The organism is Marinobacter nanhaiticus D15-8W, assembly GCF_036511935.1.
In the GTDB taxonomy this organism is placed as follows: domain Bacteria; phylum Pseudomonadota; class Gammaproteobacteria; order Pseudomonadales; family Oleiphilaceae; genus Marinobacter_A; species Marinobacter_A nanhaiticus.
In genome coordinates this window covers 5,320,894-5,336,660 of the sequence record NZ_AP028878.1, presented here as the reverse complement: position 1 = coordinate 5,336,660, position 15,767 = coordinate 5,320,894, and the positions used below count along the sequence as shown (strand labels likewise).

Sequence of the window (15,767 nt, the reverse complement as noted above, 5' to 3'; positions counted from 1 at the left end):
TCAACATTCTCATCGGCTATCGGTAATCTGCACTTTTTGTGGACGTCCAGCCTTGCTGGTCTTCGCTCGTTACGTTTGCAACACCCTCTGGATGATTACGAGTTGCTGTGGCTTTCTTCTTCTCGCGTTCGACGGACCGACCCTGATCGATTCCTATGTTATCCACTGGACAAAGCCAGCCCCTGGATACCTGCATAGAACAAGTAGCCGGAAGAGTGCGACACGCAGTGCGGAAAGCCTGAATAGCCGGTCATTCTACGCTCGGAAGACGGCCAACAAAAGCCCCAAAGCCGATTCCATAAACAGCCTGTTGATAACTTTATTTATATTTTTCAATAAATTATTGACTTACATACAGCCTTGTGTACAGAAATTCAATGAAAAATAGTTTTCCACAGGCCTCTGTGGTTACCCGCCCGGGAATCCTGTGAACAACCTGAGTTCGAATCCATGAACAACTTGCCTCTCACTCGAACCCGGACGTTATCCCCATTTCAATGACGGCTTTTCCCCAAGGCTCAAGGTCATTTACACCCAACTTTCTCAAACCTCTAAGGCACTGACTCACATATATAAAGTTATCTTTTCCACAGAATCATGGATGACTAACAGTAACAGTAACTGTCTTATATTCATTTAAAAGAAAAAAGACTTTCAGTAACTGTTATCGACTCCCATGTGTGAACGGAAAACAGCGACCGGCCTTGGCGTACCATCCCGAGTAGTAGATTCCACGATCCACCGGAACTTTCACCCAATGATCGCGTTTATCGATTGAATTCCGGGTCGGCTTTGTCTAAAATCCCGCTCCTATTTTGACTGTTCATTTTTTGACAGGTCTCCGGCTGGCGAGTGATTGCGCCCAGGCGCACGGGAGGCACTGGTCAGCAGACAGAATTCGTTTTCAATACATCCGAGTGTGAGATCGACATCATGAAAAGAACGTTTCAACCCAGCGTCCTGAAGCGTAAGCGCGTTCACGGTTTCCGTGCCCGCATGGCTACTGCCAACGGCCGTAAGGTCATTGCCCGTCGTCGTGCCAAGGGTCGTGCCCGCCTGTCAGCCTGATCGGGACTGACGGGTTCCAATGCCGGCTGGGACATTTACCAAACAGGACCGTTTGCTCAAGCCCCGTGATTACAGTGGGGTCTTTAGCCAAGTTACTGTTCGCGTTCCCCACCGGCATTTCCTGATCCTGGCGACCCCCAATGATCTGGGGCATGCCAGGATCGGCTTGATTTTCTCAAAGAAAAATCTGAGGCTTGCCGTCCAGCGCAACCGTATAAAGCGTATCGTGCGGGAAACCTTTCGCCAGCAGCATGATCTTCCCGCCTTGGATATCGTCGTCCTTGGCCGCCAAGGTCTCGCTGATCTGGAGAATCCGGCCATTCACCGAATTCTCAATGAGCTGTGGCAGCGCTTGCGGCGCAAGGCCCGTCAAGCGGATGATGCCTCCGGCTAACCCGAGGTACCGGATCTGATGATGCGACAGCTCGTACTGCTTCCCATCCGGTTTTACCGGTATGCCATCAGTCCCATGATGGCCAGTCACTGCCGTCACTACCCCACGTGTTCGTCCTACGCGATGGAAGCCATTGAAAGTCATGGTATCCTGCGCGGCGGTTACCTGACCCTGCGTCGACTGTTACGCTGTCACCCCTGGTCTGCCGGAGGTTATGATCCGGTACCGCCGAACTCCGGTCGGGAACATACGAATAACGAGCACCATAAGCACTGTTCTTCCCATTCAAACCAGCCGACACATTGAACCTATGGATATTCAAAGAACAATCCTCTGGATAGGCCTTGCCATTGTCAGTTACCTGATGGTGCTCGCCTGGAACGAAGATTATCACCAGGCCCCGCAGCAGCCGGTTGCGCAAACTGCAGAACAGGAAGGATCCGCCAACAATACCGCTCCTGAACTGAGCGCGCCCGATGCGGCCCGGGGCGGCGACAACGAATTCGCCACACCGGAAGACCAGGGCCAGACCCAGGTGGAAGGTTCGACGGTACAGGCTAGCGATAGCGGCAAGCAGATTACCGTTCGTACGGATGTACTCGAGTTGAATATCAACCTGGCTGGGGGCAACGTTACCCGAGCTTCCCTGCTTAAGTACCGGGAATCTCGAGACGACCCGGCACCACTTAAATTGCTCCAGAACAACCAGTTCCGCACCTACGTTCTGGAAAGCGGGATGATTGGCAGAGACGGTTTCGACGCTTCCCGCAATGGACCGATACCTACCTATCAGGCAAGCCAGGACAACTTTACCCTGGGAGAAAATGCCGACACGCTAACGGTTGACCTAACGTTCACCAGCGATAGCGGCGTTGAGGTCACCAAACGTTATACCCTGCAGCGCGACAGCTACGAAATCGACGTCCGCTACCTGATCGACAACCAGTCGGAATCCGCCTGGCAAGCCAACTTTGCCGGCAAGATCGTCCGTGATAGCAGCGGGGACCCGACCGCACAACAAAGCCTGGGTATCAAGGCATTTCTGGGCATGGTGCTGAGTACCAACGAAGATCCGTACCAGAAGTACGATTTCGAGGACCTGAGAGAGAATCCGATCAGTCGCACAGCTGAAGGTGGCTGGATAGCCTTCCTACAGCACTATTTCCTGAGTGCCTGGATTCCAGACGCCGACAGCCAGCACAAATACCAGACGGCACAGCGTAATAACCTCACAGTCATGGGCTTCGTCAGTGGAGCAACGACCGTCGAGCCAGGCCAACAGGCGGAAGTCGGGGCTCGTGCCTACGTGGGGCCAAAGATTATCGAACGGCTGGAAACCGTCGCACCGAACCTGGACCGCACGGTCGACTTCGGCTTCCTGTTCTTTATCGCCCTGCCCCTGTTCATTGTGCTGGACTGGTTCCATGATCTGGTGGGCAACTGGGGCGTAGCTATCATTCTGCTGACGGTCTCGGTCAAGCTGCTGTTCTTCAAGCTTTCCGCGACCAGCTATCGGTCCATGGCGCGTATGCGTGCCGTGGCGCCACAGCTGACTCGATTGCGTGAACTCTACGGTGATGACCGACAGCGGATGTCCCAGGAAATGATGGCGCTCTACAAACGGGAGAAGATCAATCCGTTGGGCGGCTGTTTACCTATCCTCGTACAGATGCCGGTGTTCATTTCGCTGTATTGGGTTCTTTTCGAGAGCGTGCAGCTCCGACATGCGCCCTTTGTCCTGTGGATACACGACCTGTCGGTGATGGACCCGTACTTCATCCTGCCGATCCTGATGGGTGCGAGTATGTTCATCCAGATGAGCCTGAACCCGACACCGCCGGATCCCATGCAAGCGAAGGTGATGAAACTGATGCCATTGATCTTCACCGTGTTCTTCCTCTGGTTCCCGGCGGGCCTGGTGCTCTACTGGCTGGTGAACAACGTGCTGTCCATTGCTCAGCAGTGGTACATCACACGCAAGATCGAGGCGGAAGGCATCGGTAAGAAGGCCTGACCTGGAGTTATCCACAGGACTTGGCAAACCGATTAACAGGGCTCCGCAAGGGGCCCTGTTTCGTTTAGCATGCACTTTGACTGTTTGACGCTGGCTCCAGGCCGCGCCGGGTAATCGACCTATGCACACCACCGACACCATTGCTGCCATTGCCACCGCACCCGGCCGGGCCGGTGTGGGGATTATTCGTCTGTCAGGCCCGGATGCCGGAATCATCGCCCAGCGTATCCTCGGGTTCGCTCCCAGACCCCGCTATGCCCACTACGGGCCATTTCGCGCCAGCGATGGATCGGTCATCGATGAGGGGCTGGGCCTGTATTTCCCAAACCCCCACTCGTTCACGGGTGAAGACGTGTTCGAGCTTCATGGTCACGGGGGGTCCGTGATCCTGGATCTGTTGCTGCGGGAAGTCTGTGAACAGGGAGCACGGCTGGCGCGGCCTGGCGAGTTCTCCGAGCGGGCCTTTCTCAATGACAAGGTGGACCTCACCCAGGCCGAAGCCATTGCCGACCTGATTGAGAGTAGTTCTGAACAGGCGGCCCGCTGCGCCATCCGGTCGTTGCAGGGTGCCTTCTCACAGCGTATCGAAACGTTGGTGGAATCACTTACCCACCTGCGTATCTATGTGGAGGCCGCGATCGACTTTCCCGAAGAGGAGATCGACTTCCTGGCGGATGGCAAGGTCGCCGGGGATCTGCAAACCATCATGGACGACCTGGCTACGATCCTGGCCGAAGCACAGCAAGGTACTATCCTGCGCGACGGCATGCGGGTCGTCATCGCGGGCCGCCCCAATGCCGGCAAATCCAGTCTGCTCAATGCGCTGGCCGGACGCGAAGCGGCAATCGTTACGGCGATAGAAGGCACGACCCGGGACGTGTTACGCGAACATATCCACATTGATGGAATGCCCTTGCATGTGATCGATACGGCCGGTTTGCGTGACAGCCCGGACGAAGTGGAACAGATCGGTATCGCCCGGGCCTGGGACGAAATCCGGCAGGCCGACCGCATCCTGTTGATGGTGGATGCCACCACAACCGGTGAAACCCGGCCCGAGGCGATCTGGCCTGATTTTATCCATCAGTTGCCGAACAATGCGCCGCTGACGGTGATCCGCAACAAGGTCGACCTGAGCGGCGAGGCCGCCGGCTACAGTGATGACGACGCTGCTCCGATCATTCGCATCGCTGCCAAGTCCGGCGAGGGACTCGATGTCCTGCGGGATCACCTGAAAGCCTGTATGGGATATGCGACCACCACCGAAGGTGGTTTCCTGGCCCGCCGCCGTCATCTGGTTGCCCTGGAAAAGGCCCGCGACTGCCTGGTTCAGGGGCAAGCCCAGTTGGAGGGGTATGGAGCAGGCGAACTCCTGGCCGAAGACCTGCGGATGGCCCAGGATGCTCTGGGGGAAATTACCGGTGCGATGACGCCGGACGATCTGCTCGGGAAGATATTCAGCAGTTTCTGCATCGGCAAGTAGCCTGATAGTGCCCCCAAAGCGCGCATGGGGGCACCAATACAAACCATGATTTCAACACGTTGCGCGATGAGATCATGGTTTCCGGGGGAAAACTCCAGTGTTGATGCGAGCTTACGCGAACCGATAAAACTGGCTTGGACTATGCAATCTCCCGGTGTCTGAAGTTGAGATGCACCCCCCGGAGATCCAAGTCATGGGCAAGGTTCCTGTTTTCTGCTCGTTGTTGCTGACCCTGTTGTTACCCGCTGCTGTCCAGGGCGCGGATAAGGAGAAGATCTACCTCTACACTGAAAATTTCCCGCCCTACAACATGAGCATCTCCGGCCGCGCCTTTGAGCATAGCGAGGACCGTATCGAGGGCCTGTGTACCGAGATGGTCAAGGCCATCTTGTCCCACACCGAGCTGGAGTACCGCATGAAGCTGCGGACCTGGGACTACGGCTACACCAAGGTGCTGGATAAGCCCAACCATGGCCTGTTCTGCACCACCTATACCGAGGATCGTGCGCCGTTATTCAAATGGGTCGGTCCGTTGACCCGCAACGAATGGACCATCTTCACGCCGCCCGGTAGCAAGCTGACGATCGACAGCCTCTCTGATATCAAGGGTATGACGATCGGTGGCTATCGAAATGACGTGAAGACGGTCTACATGCTCAAGCACGGTTATAAGGTATCGGCCCTCGATAGCGACGACCTGAACCCAAAGCGGTTGGCCCTGGGCCAGATCGACGTCTGGATCGGCGACCGGTTGGCAGGTCCCTACATGGCCTCACAGCAGGACGTCGATGGCCTGATACCGGCCTATTCCTTCAACAAGACCGAACTCTACCTGGCCATGAATCCCAAGACCTCCGACGCAGTCATTGAGGAATTGCTAGCGGGCCTTAAGGCCATCCACGACAATGGTATGTACGGCGCCATCGAGGAAAAGTACGGACTCTAGCCATCGTTAGGTGTATGAATTAACAGGTGAATAAAAATTTAGTACGTTGATTCATAGGCTTACATACGCCGCAGTTTTACAAAAACGAACAGGGAAGCAGACGCAATGCGGTCCGGCCTTAGGGTAGACTTTCGGACGATTTACCTTTCGTCCGGAGTCCTTCCGGACTGCGAAGAAAAAAGAAATCGTGGAGATTCCCTGCCATGCGCAAAGTGCTCGTTCTGGGGTTGCTCGCCCTGTCCCTGTTGCCGGCGACCGGTGTCCAGGCTGCCGAAAAGCTTTATTTCTACACTGAAAACTTCCCGCCCTACAACATGAGCGCCTCCGGCCGCGCTTTTGAGCACACGGGGGAGGATATCGATGGTCTATGCACGGAAATGGTCAAGGCGATCATGTCCCATACCGACCTGGAATACATCATCAAGCTGCGCAACTGGGACTACGGCTACAACCGCGTACTGGACAAGCCCAACCACGGTATCTTCTGCACTACGTACACCGAGGATCGTGCACCGCGATTCAAGTGGGTGGGCCCTCTGACCCGCAACCTGTGGACCGTCTTTGCCCCCCCGGGCAGCGATATCGAAATGGATGAGCTGGAAGACGCCAAGGGCATGACCATCGGGGGCTACCGTGGTGACGTCATGACCGAGTACCTGCTCAAGCGTGGCTACACGGTGTCCCAACTGGATAGTGACGACCTCAACCCCAAGCGTCTGGCTTTAGAGCAGATCGACCTGTGGATCGCTGATCGCCTGGCGGGTCCCTACTTCGCCTCCCAGCAGGATGTGGAAGGTCTGGTGCCGGTCTACTCGTTCAACAAGACCGAACTCTACCTGGCCATGAACCCGAATACCCCGGACGAGGTGATCGAGGAATTGAAGGAAGGCCTGGAAACCATTCGTGAAAACGGCATGTACGAAGCGATCGAGGACAAGTACGGTCTTTGATCGATAGCTAGAAGAAAAGCCGGTACTGGCGTCATCCAGTACCGGCTTTTTTGTGGTTCATCGCGCATTGGCGTGGCAGGGAGCCGGGTGTCCTTTGCACGCGTTTTAAGACCATGGACACCTTCGGCGCCTCAGAAGCTAAAGCATCTGCTACATGCTCGAGTTATCTGGAAAATGTAGCAGACGCTTCAGCTTCGGAGCAGTCCTCTGGCTGCCCATTCCCGGACTGCTCTGCACTACAAGAATTCTCGCTAAAGTGCGATGAACCTTTTTATGGGCTCCTGCACCAGCCTTTTATGTCAGGGCGGCCCTTTGGTGCGCTATCCGTTTTTCTGCCTGTGAATAGTGCATACCAAATTCACGGGAAGTTTCTCTATCTGCATACAAACCTCGCAATGACCCTTGCCTATACATGTAAATAACTAATTTATAAGTATTTATTGAGCTACTGAGAAGGCCGGAATTCGTCGCTGGCACATCAGGTGCATGCACATTCGCTAATTAAAATGCGAAGGAGCATGCAAAATGAAGCGCCGTGACTTTCTTGGAGGAGCCCTCAAGGGGGCAACCGCCCTGTCCCTTGGAGCCAGCGTCCTGCCACTGCTGAAATCCATGCCTGCCCAGGCGGCGACCTCGGATACCGCGGTGGTCGTCTTCGGCGGTACGGTCAACAGCCTGGATATCCACAGGAGCGGGACCAACCGTGACAGCTACCAGGTGGCCATCAACTGCTATGACCGTCTGGTTACCTTCGGCACCAAGACCCTCGACGATGGTTCCCTCTCATACGATTACGACAACGTAGAGCCGGAACTGGCCGAGTCCTGGGAAATAAGTGAAGACGGTACCGTCATGACCTTTACCCTGCGTGAAGGCGCCACCTTCTGGGACGGCAAGCCGGTCACCGCCCACGACGTGAAATGGTCGTTCGATAGGGCTGTTTCTCTCGGCGGCTTTCCAACCGTACAGATGAAGGCGGGCCGATTTACCAGTCCGGAACAGTTCGAGGCCGTGGACGACCGCACTTTCCGTATCACCCTGCCGTTCCCGTCGAAATTGTCATTGCCGGATCTGGCAACGCCTATTCCCATTGTCATCAATGCCACCGTCGCGAAAGAAGAAGCCACCGATGATGATCCCTGGGCAACGGATTACCTCCACCGCAATCCGGCCGGCTCGGGGGCCTTCAAGGTCAACCGCTGGGACCCGGGCCAGCAGCTGGTCTACGAACGTAATGAAGACTGGGCCAGCGGCCCCAAGCCAGGTTTCCAGCGGGTGATTGTGCGGGAGATACCGGCCCAGTCGACCCGCCGCGCATTGATCGAACGGGGTAATGTCGGCATCTCCCAGAATATCCCCAACAAGGATGCCAAGGAGCTGGCCGAAAAGTCCGGTGTGAAGGTCGTAAGTACGCCTATAGAGAACTGCATCTATTCCCTGTGCACCAACCTCAATTTCGAACCCTTCCAGGACAAGCGGGTCCGCCAGGCGGTGGCGTGGGCGATTCCCTACCAGGCGATCTTCGAGCAGGCGGCCTACAGCCAGGGTGTGCCCATGTGGGGCGGCATCGCCGGCGTGGATTCCATTGCCTGGCCCCAACCCTCGCCCTACGACTACAACCTGGAAAAGGCAAAAGAACTGTTGAGCCAGACCGACTACAAGGATGGCTTCGACGTACCGCTCTCCTTCAGCCTGTCCCATGCGGACTGGGCAGAACCTGCGGCGCTGCTGATTCAACAGGGACTTGGCAAGATCGGCATCCGGACCACCATCGAGAAGATCCCCGGCGCCAACTGGCGGACCATCGCCCTGGTGGAAAAGAAGCTGCCGCTGCATATGGAGAACTTCGGCGGCTGGCTCAACACGCCGGACTATTACTTCTTCTGGGCCTACATCAAAGGCAACCTGTTCAATTCCTACAACTACGGCGATCCGGAGATGGCCAAGTTGGTAGATGAAACACTGGACATGCCAATGGACGATCCCCGCTACGCGCCCAACGTGACACGGATGATCGAAATGGCGTTTGAGGATATTCCGCGGATACCCCTGTGGCAGCCGACCCTCAACGTGGCCATGAGCCCCGACATCCAGGGGTACGAATACTGGTTCCATCGCCAGATGGACGTGCGCCCCCTCAAGCCCGCCTGATTCGGCAAGGAGCCTGCTATGTCCCTGGCGATCAAGAGCCGCCGGGTTGGAATGCGCCTGCTACAGGCCATTCCAACCATTTTCGGCATCCTGGTGGTGTGCTTCCTGCTGACCCGGGCGCTCCCCGGAGATCCGGCGGCGTATTTCGCCGGACAGATGGCCGATGCCGAGTCCATCGAGGCGGTGCGCAAGAACCTGGGGCTGGATAAGCCCATGCCGATCCAGTTCGTGGCCTATGTCGGCGACCTGGCGCAGGGCGAGTTGGGGACGGCAATATCCACAGGCCAGAGCGTCACCTCGGAGCTGGCGACCCGATTGCCCGCCTCCCTCGAACTGACGCTCGGGGCCTTGCTGCTGGCGTTTGTCATTGCGGTACCCCTGGGCGTGATGGCCGCCACCCGGCCCAATAGCTGGATCGATCACCTGTGCCGTTTCCTGGTAACGGCCGGCGTGTCCCTGCCGATCTTCTTTACCGGCCTCGCCTTGATGTATGTCTTCTACTACCTGCTGGGCTGGGCGCCGGCGCCCATGGGGCGGCTGGATCTCCTGTATCTGCCGCCGGATCCGGTAACGGGCTTCTATACCATAGATGCCTTGATTGCCGGCGACTGGGAGGTCTTCCGCGCCGCGTTGGCACAGCTGGCGTTGCCCCTGATTACCCTGACGCTCTTTGTGCTCGCCCCCATCGCTCGCATGACCCGCGCTGCCATGCTGCAGACGCTGGGTAGCGAGTTCGTCCGCACCGCCCGCGCAGCCGGCCTGAGCGGGCACCGGGTCCTGATCACCTACGCCTTCCGCAATGCGCTTTTACCGGTAGTCACGACCCTTGGCATGGTGTTCTCGTTCCTCTTGGGTGCCAACGTGCTTGTGGAAAAAGTGTTTGCCTGGCCCGGTATCGGTTCCTTTGCGGTGGAGGCGCTGGTGGTCTCGGACTATGCGGCGGTCCAGGGATTTGTACTGTGTATGGCCTTGCTGTTCGTTGGCCTGAACCTGCTGATCGACGTCATCTACACACTGATCGACCCGCGGGTGGGCGAGGAGAGCTGAAATGACCGCGATAACCTCACCCAAAACGCCACCCGCAGCTGCGCGACCGCGGTCCGGATACTGGCAGCACCTGAAACACGTGATGGCAGACAATCCCGTGACAGGCCTGGCATTCGGGCTGTTCGCGCTATTCGTATTGATGTCGATCCTGGGGCCGGCGCTGGTGCCCTACGATCCGATAGTCACGGGTGTCGGGCCTGCGCTTCAGCCGCCGAGCGGCACCCACTGGTTTGGCACCGATCACCTGGGCCGGGATGTATTCTCCCGTGTGGTTGCAGCAACCCGACTCGATTTGCTCATTTCGGTCTCGGCGGTCGCCATCTCCTTCGTGATTGGCTCCGTGATGGGCGCCTTCGCCGGCTATTTCGGTGGCTGGACCGACCGGATCACCGGTCGCCTGGTGGATACCATCATGGCCTTCCCGCTGTTCGTGCTGGCCATGGGTATCGTCGCGGCGGCCGGCAACACGGTGGAAAACATCGTCTACGCCACGGCCATCATCAACCTGCCGTTCTATGCGCGCATGGCCCGGGCCGAAGTCAGTATTCGCCGCAATGTCGGTTTCGTGCAGGCGGCCCGGCTGTCCGGCAATTCCGAACTGCGGGTGCTGTTCGGCCACGTCTTCCCCAATACCCTCCCGCCGATGATGGTCCAGATCTCCCTCAACATGGGGTGGGCGATCCTCAATGCCGCCGGCCTGTCGTTTATCGGTCTGGGTGTTCAACCGCCGACGCCGGAGTGGGGCATCATGGTGGCCGAAGGCGCCAACTTCATCATTTCCGGCGAGTGGTGGCTGGCCCTTTTCCCGGGGTTGGCCCTGATGTTGGCGGTTTTCACCTTCAACCTGATCGGCGACGGCCTGCGGGATCTCGTCGATCCCCAGCGTCGCACTTGAGGAGACGGGATGAACGAGATATCGAAAGGTATACCGTTGCTGGATGTCCAGCACCTGAGCGTGGATTTCTCCACCCGCAACGGCATTGTCCGCGCGATCGATGACGTCTCCCTGCAGCTGGCCAAGGGCGAAACCCTGGGGATTGTCGGGGAGTCCGGATCCGGCAAGTCGGTGACCTCCTACGCGGTAATGCGCATCCTCGACCGGGCCGGCAGTATTGCCAATGGCCGGATCGTCTACGGCGGTATGGATATCCATAAGGCCCGGGAAAAGGACATGCGTGATTTACGTGGCCGGGAAATCTCGATGATTTTCCAGAATCCCCGGGCCGCGCTGAATCCGATCCGCAAGGTGGGTCAGCAAGTGGCCGATGTCCTGATCCAGCATAGCCAGGCCACCCGCAGCAATGCGGCGAAAAAGGCTGTGGATATGTTGCGGGCGGTAAAGATTCGCGATCCGGAAAAACGTTTCCACGCCTACCCGTTCGAGCTCTCCGGCGGGATGTGCCAGCGGGTGGTGATTGCGATTGCCCTGGCTTGCCGTCCGAGGTTGCTGATTGCCGACGAACCCACCACCGGCCTTGACGTCACCACCCAGAAAGCGGTGATGGATCTGATCGTGGAACTGACCCACGAGTACGATATGGCGACGATCCTTATCACCCACGACCTGGGGCTGGCAGCCGCCTACTGCGATCGGCTGGTGGTCATGGAAAAAGGCCAGGTGATTGAAACCAACGACTCCTCGGCACTTTTCCACAACCCACGCCAGCCTTATACCCGGCAATTGCTCAAAGCGACGCCCCACAAGGATTCGGCGGTGCGAGACCTCCTGTCTCCGGAGCTGCAGGCGAAGGCCATGCCGTTGCCTGAGTCCGGCGCGATCGGCGAGCCCTTGCTTGTGGTGCGCAACCTGAAGAAACAGTTCGGCAAGCCCGGCGCGGAGGAGGGTCACCTGGCAGTCAAGGGTCTCTCCTTTACCTTGCACCAGGGCGAAAGTCTGGGGCTGGTGGGTGAAAGCGGCTGCGGCAAGTCGACCACGTCGGCAATGATCATGCGCTTGCTGGATACCACGGCCGGGAGCATCGAATTCCTGGGCGAAGATATCAGCACGGTGTCCAGTGCGAAGTTTGCGGCGCACCCGTTGCGGGGCAAGTTGCAGATGGTGTTCCAGGATCCGACGGACAGCCTGAATCCGCGTTGGACAGCGGCACAGTCCATTGGCGATCCACTATCCCGGTTGGCGTCGGGTATGAAACGCGCCGGCCGGGAAACGCGAATCAACGAATTGGCCGAATTGGTGGGCTTGCCGACCCACTTGCTGGACCGGTTCCCCCATCAGCTCTCCGGTGGCCAGAAGGCACGGGTGGGAATTGCCCGCGCCATTGCACTGGAGCCACGGTTGCTGATCCTGGATGAACCCACCGCCGCCCTGGATGTGTCGGTTCAGGCGGTCGTGCTGAACCTGCTCGAAGACCTGAAACACCGGCTGGGCATGAGCTACCTGTTCATCAGCCACGATCTCAACGTGGTGCGGCTACTTTGCGACCGCATCATGGTGATGCAGAACGGCGAAATCGTCGAGGAAGGGGCGGCCAGACAACTGCTGGACGCGCCGACCACAGACTATACCCGGCAACTATTGGCGGCGATTCCCCATCCGCCAGAGACCGCAGAAGGACACGCGAGGCCATGAGTGGAGAACAAAGCGTGCGCAAGGGCACGGTGGTGGATTCGATTGTCCAGACCCTGGCGGACGATATCGTCAGTGGCCGACTGGTACCGGGTATAAAGCTCGATGCCCAGGGTATGGCGGAACGTTTTGGCGTTTCCCGTACCCCCATTCGCGAAACCTTCGGTCACCTGGCGGCCATGGGCCTGGTTACTCACCGCCCCAACCGCGGTGTCGTGGTGTCCACGCTGTCGCCCCAGGCATTGGGCGATCTCTACGAGGCCATGGCCGAACTGGAAGCGGCGCTGGCGCGTCTGGCCACATTGCGTATGAACAGCGAACAACGCGAGCGGCTGATGCAGATTCACCGGGAGTCGGTGCACCTGGTACGCGACGGCACCACCGACGAGTACGCGCGCTATAACCAGGATTTCCACAACCTGATTTTTGAGGCGGCCCAGAGTCCGCAACTGCAGGACCTGGCTCTCGCCACCCGCACCCGCCTGGCGCCGTTTCGTCGCGCCCAGTTCCGGCTGACCAACCGTATGAGCAAATCCTGGGAAGAGCACGATGCCATCGTCCAGGCCATTATGGCCGGCGATGCGGATGGGGTCGCCCGCTTGATGCGCCTGCACGTCCAAACGGTCAGCGCCATGACCGCCGAATTCGTCGCCGAGCACCGGGCGGCGGCGGACTACGAACCGTCGGTCAACGAGTAGGGTGATGACTTATCCACAGAAAGCTACATCTAAGGGCGGCGTCATCTGCACGCCCCACCGCCAGGCCAGCGAAGCAGGCCTGGCTATCCTCGACGCCGGCGGCACGGCGATCGACGCCACACTGGCGGCCAGCGCCGTATTGTCGGTGGTCTATCCCCATATGACTGGTCTCGGCGGCGACGCCATGTGGTTGCTGAGCGATGGCAGGCAGGTGGACGCGATTCTCGGTCTGGGCCAGGCCGGGCAACGATTGCCTGACGGGGAACAGATCACCGAGCGGGGCCCGGCCTCTGCAGCCACCACGGCGGGAGCGCTGCGCAGCTGGTCCCTGGCCCTGGATTGGAGCCGGCGGCAGTGGGGATCCAGGCTCGGCTGGTCCCATTTGCTGGAACAGGCCATCGGGTTGGCAGAAGAAGGTATGACGCTTTGTCCGTCCCAGGCCTTCTGGCAAGTCCAGCGACGGGACCTGATTGCCAGCATGCCGGATCTGAAAGCGTTCTGCTGTGACGCGCAGGGCGAGCTCTTGTCCGAAGGCACGACGATTCGCCAGCCTGAGCTGGCGGAAACCCTGCGCCAGCTGGCCCGGGCGGGCGTGGACGACTTCTATGACGGTGACCTGGCGCTGGCTTTGTCAGACGGCTTCCGATCGCTTGGAAATGGCCTGACCCAGGATGACCTGCGTCGTACCCGGGCCGAATTGTGTCGGCCGATCCAGATCCGCTATCGTCAGGGCACCCTTTACAACCTGCCGCCCCCGAGCCAGGGTCTGTATACCCTGCGTGCGCTGCACGCCCTGGACCGGGTCAATATCGGCGCCATGCCCAATCGGGGCGTTGATTATTACCATCACCTGGTCGAGGCAATCAAAGCCCAATTGAAGAATCGCAATCGGCAGTTGTGCGACCCCCGGCACTGTAAGACGGATTTCCTGGCCCAGTTATCCACAGCCCAGGCCGAGGCGGACGTACGCTGGCTTGACCCGGGTAGAGCAGCCGGCTGGAGGGAGCCCGCCCACCCGGCGGATACCGTCTGGTTTGCCGCAAGCGATCGTCACGGGCGCACGGCCTGCCTGATCCAGAGCCTGTTCCATGATTTCGGGTCCGGCTGTTTTATTGGCGATACCGGCGTGCTCTGGTTGAACAGGGCGGCGGGGTTCGATCCGGCCCCCCACCACCCCAACGCCTGGGCACCGGGCAAGCGGCCGGCCCATACCCTGAACCCGTCCTGCTACCTCGCGGACGATGGCCGGCAGTTCTATTTCGGGACCCAGGGTGGCGATGGCCAGCCCCAGACGCAGATGGTGCTGGCAACGCAACTTATCGACTACGAACAGACGATAGAAGCTGCCCTTTCAACGCCGCGGTTTCTGCTTGGCCGGAGCTTTTTTGGCAGTAGCGAGAATCTGAAGCTGGAAGCGCCCATTGGCGATGACGTAGCCTCTGGCCTCATCGCCCGCGGGCACGAACTTGAGTGGCTGCCGGAACTCAGTCCGTTCACTGGTCAGGCCGGCGCCATTGCCTTGAACATAGACGGTCAGCGCGAAGCCATGCATGATCCACGAGGCCAGGGCGTAAGCCTCGGTCAGACAACCCGCTAGACGAGAGAAAGACATGTTGGAAATGATCATTGCCTGTTCTGTACTGGGGATTGTGGCCGGCGTCCTGGCCGGGATGCTGGGAATCGGCGGTGGCGTGGTGATTGTCCCGGCGCTGGTGATCATCCTGACCAGTCAGGCTTTCCCCGCCGAGTTCGTCGTCATTTCCGCTGTAGCCACCTCCCTGTGCACGATCATTTTCACCTCCATCTCCGCCGCCCGGGCCCAGATCAAACGCAAGGCGGTCGACTGGACTATCTTCAAGCGCTGGGCCTTGCTGGTGGTGATCGGCAGTTTCGTCAGCGGCTTTATCGCCGGCCGGTTACCTCCGGTAGTGCTGGAGATGGGCATTGCCTGCTTCCTGCTCATCGTCTCGATCATCATGCTGAGTCGTTGGGTACCGAATCCGTCCCGGTCGATGCCCGGGCCAGTGGGCACATCGTTCCTTGGGCTGTTCAGCGGTACGCTGTCCGGATTGGCGGGGATCGGCGGTGGCAATGTGATGGTGCCGCTGATGGTGTTCTTCAACGTACCCATGCAACGGGCGGTGGCCACGTCGAGCGCCCTGGGGCTACCTCTGGCCCTCGTCGGTACGATCGGCTATGTGATTTCCGGGTGGGGAACGCAGATCACCGAATGGTCCCTGGGTTACGTCTATCTGCCGGCTGCGGCGCTGATTGCCGGCTTCACGGTGATCACGGCCCCCCTGGGTGTAGCCCTGAGCCACCGCATCCCCGCGCCAACGCTCAAACGGTGCTTTGGGGCCCTGCTGTTCCTGGTGGCCGCCCGAATGCTGGTCACCTCGTTCTGAGAAACAGGGTCCCGCATGGCGGGA

At 58.9% G+C, this 15,767-nt stretch carries 14 protein-coding genes; all 14 read left to right on the top strand.

Going from position 1 to position 15,767, the window contains the following annotated elements; translation table 11 throughout:
• The first annotated feature begins 933 nt into the window (after positions 1–933).
• The 14 genes from rpmH to RE428_RS23960 all read left to right on the top strand — a co-directional run bounded on the left by rpmH (position 934) and on the right by RE428_RS23960 (position 15,743).
• Positions 934–1,068 carry a 50S ribosomal protein L34 gene (gene rpmH, locus RE428_RS24025; RefSeq protein WP_004579611.1) on the top strand — a complete coding sequence of 45 codons (135 nt, stop codon included), beginning with the start codon at positions 934–936 and terminating at the stop codon, positions 1,066–1,068.
• A 19-nt stretch (positions 1,069–1,087) separates the two neighbouring features.
• Positions 1,088–1,462, top strand: coding sequence for a ribonuclease P protein component (gene rnpA / locus RE428_RS24020; protein WP_004579612.1), 375 nt, complete (start codon positions 1,088–1,090; stop codon positions 1,460–1,462).
• Between the two features lie 21 nt (positions 1,463–1,483).
• Positions 1,484–1,768, top strand: a complete 285-nt coding sequence (gene yidD, locus RE428_RS24015) for a membrane protein insertion efficiency factor YidD (protein ID WP_081614546.1) — start codon at positions 1,484–1,486, stop codon at positions 1,766–1,768.
• 4 nt (positions 1,769–1,772) lie between these two features.
• On the top strand, positions 1,773–3,476 hold the full coding sequence (gene yidC / locus RE428_RS24010; protein ID WP_004579614.1) for a membrane protein insertase YidC: 1,704 nt from the start codon (positions 1,773–1,775) through the stop codon (positions 3,474–3,476).
• 121 nt (positions 3,477–3,597) lie between these two features.
• Positions 3,598–4,959: a tRNA uridine-5-carboxymethylaminomethyl(34) synthesis GTPase MnmE gene (gene mnmE / locus RE428_RS24005; protein ID WP_004579615.1), complete on the top strand. Its 1,362-nt coding sequence runs from the start codon at positions 3,598–3,600 to the stop codon at positions 4,957–4,959.
• Between the two features lie 193 nt (positions 4,960–5,152).
• A complete protein-coding gene (locus tag RE428_RS24000; RefSeq protein ID WP_004579616.1) occupies positions 5,153–5,905 on the top strand; it encodes a substrate-binding periplasmic protein in 753 nt (250 codons plus the stop codon).
• Between the two features lie 203 nt (positions 5,906–6,108).
• Positions 6,109–6,855 carry a substrate-binding periplasmic protein gene (locus RE428_RS23995; RefSeq protein ID WP_004579617.1) on the top strand — a complete coding sequence of 249 codons (747 nt, stop codon included), beginning with the start codon at positions 6,109–6,111 and terminating at the stop codon, positions 6,853–6,855.
• Positions 6,856–7,380: 525 nt separating this feature from the next.
• Positions 7,381–9,006, top strand: coding sequence for an ABC transporter substrate-binding protein (locus RE428_RS23990; RefSeq protein ID WP_004579618.1), 1,626 nt, complete (start codon positions 7,381–7,383; stop codon positions 9,004–9,006).
• Positions 9,007–9,024: 18 nt separating this feature from the next.
• Positions 9,025–10,053 carry an ABC transporter permease gene (locus RE428_RS23985; RefSeq protein WP_004579619.1) on the top strand — a complete coding sequence of 343 codons (1,029 nt, stop codon included), beginning with the start codon at positions 9,025–9,027 and terminating at the stop codon, positions 10,051–10,053.
• Between the two features lies 1 nt (position 10,054).
• On the top strand, positions 10,055–10,948 hold the full coding sequence (locus RE428_RS23980) for an ABC transporter permease (protein ID WP_004579620.1): 894 nt from the start codon (positions 10,055–10,057) through the stop codon (positions 10,946–10,948).
• 9 nt (positions 10,949–10,957) lie between these two features.
• The gene (locus RE428_RS23975; protein ID WP_004579621.1) at positions 10,958–12,643 is read left to right on the top strand and encodes a dipeptide ABC transporter ATP-binding protein; all 1,686 of its coding nucleotides are present in this window, start codon (positions 10,958–10,960) and stop codon (positions 12,641–12,643) included.
• Positions 12,640–13,338, top strand: coding sequence for a GntR family transcriptional regulator (locus RE428_RS23970; protein ID WP_004579622.1), 699 nt, complete (start codon positions 12,640–12,642; stop codon positions 13,336–13,338). The genes RE428_RS23975 and RE428_RS23970 overlap by 4 nt, the downstream gene beginning before the upstream one ends.
• Positions 13,339–13,342: 4 nt before the next feature.
• A complete protein-coding gene (locus RE428_RS23965; RefSeq protein ID WP_004579623.1) occupies positions 13,343–14,935 on the top strand; it encodes a gamma-glutamyltransferase family protein in 1,593 nt (530 codons plus the stop codon).
• Positions 14,936–14,948: 13 nt separating this feature from the next.
• Complete coding sequence (locus tag RE428_RS23960) at positions 14,949–15,743, top strand: sulfite exporter TauE/SafE family protein (protein WP_004579624.1); 795 nt, start codon at positions 14,949–14,951, stop codon at positions 15,741–15,743.
• The last annotated feature ends 24 nt before the right edge of the window (positions 15,744–15,767 follow it).

Bases quoted from the DNA above. Each gene is read 5' to 3' on its own strand.
- rpmH (WP_004579611.1), top strand. From the start codon at position 934: ATGAAAAGAACGTTTCAACCCAGCGTCCTGAAGCGTAAGCGCGTTCAC.
- rnpA (WP_004579612.1), top strand. From the start codon at position 1,088: ATGCCGGCTGGGACATTTACCAAACAGGACCGTTTGCTCAAGCCCCGT.
- yidD (WP_081614546.1), top strand. From the start codon at position 1,484: ATGCGACAGCTCGTACTGCTTCCCATCCGGTTTTACCGGTATGCCATC.
- yidC (WP_004579614.1), top strand. From the start codon at position 1,773: ATGGATATTCAAAGAACAATCCTCTGGATAGGCCTTGCCATTGTCAGT.
- mnmE (WP_004579615.1), top strand. From the start codon at position 3,598: ATGCACACCACCGACACCATTGCTGCCATTGCCACCGCACCCGGCCGG.
- RE428_RS24000 (WP_004579616.1), top strand. From the start codon at position 5,153: ATGGGCAAGGTTCCTGTTTTCTGCTCGTTGTTGCTGACCCTGTTGTTA.
- RE428_RS23995 (WP_004579617.1), top strand. From the start codon at position 6,109: ATGCGCAAAGTGCTCGTTCTGGGGTTGCTCGCCCTGTCCCTGTTGCCG.
- RE428_RS23990 (WP_004579618.1), top strand. From the start codon at position 7,381: ATGAAGCGCCGTGACTTTCTTGGAGGAGCCCTCAAGGGGGCAACCGCC.
- RE428_RS23985 (WP_004579619.1), top strand. From the start codon at position 9,025: ATGTCCCTGGCGATCAAGAGCCGCCGGGTTGGAATGCGCCTGCTACAG.
- RE428_RS23980 (WP_004579620.1), top strand. From the start codon at position 10,055: ATGACCGCGATAACCTCACCCAAAACGCCACCCGCAGCTGCGCGACCG.
- RE428_RS23975 (WP_004579621.1), top strand. From the start codon at position 10,958: ATGAACGAGATATCGAAAGGTATACCGTTGCTGGATGTCCAGCACCTG.
- RE428_RS23970 (WP_004579622.1), top strand. From the start codon at position 12,640: ATGAGTGGAGAACAAAGCGTGCGCAAGGGCACGGTGGTGGATTCGATT.
- RE428_RS23965 (WP_004579623.1), top strand. From the start codon at position 13,343: ATGACTTATCCACAGAAAGCTACATCTAAGGGCGGCGTCATCTGCACG.
- RE428_RS23960 (WP_004579624.1), top strand. From the start codon at position 14,949: ATGTTGGAAATGATCATTGCCTGTTCTGTACTGGGGATTGTGGCCGGC.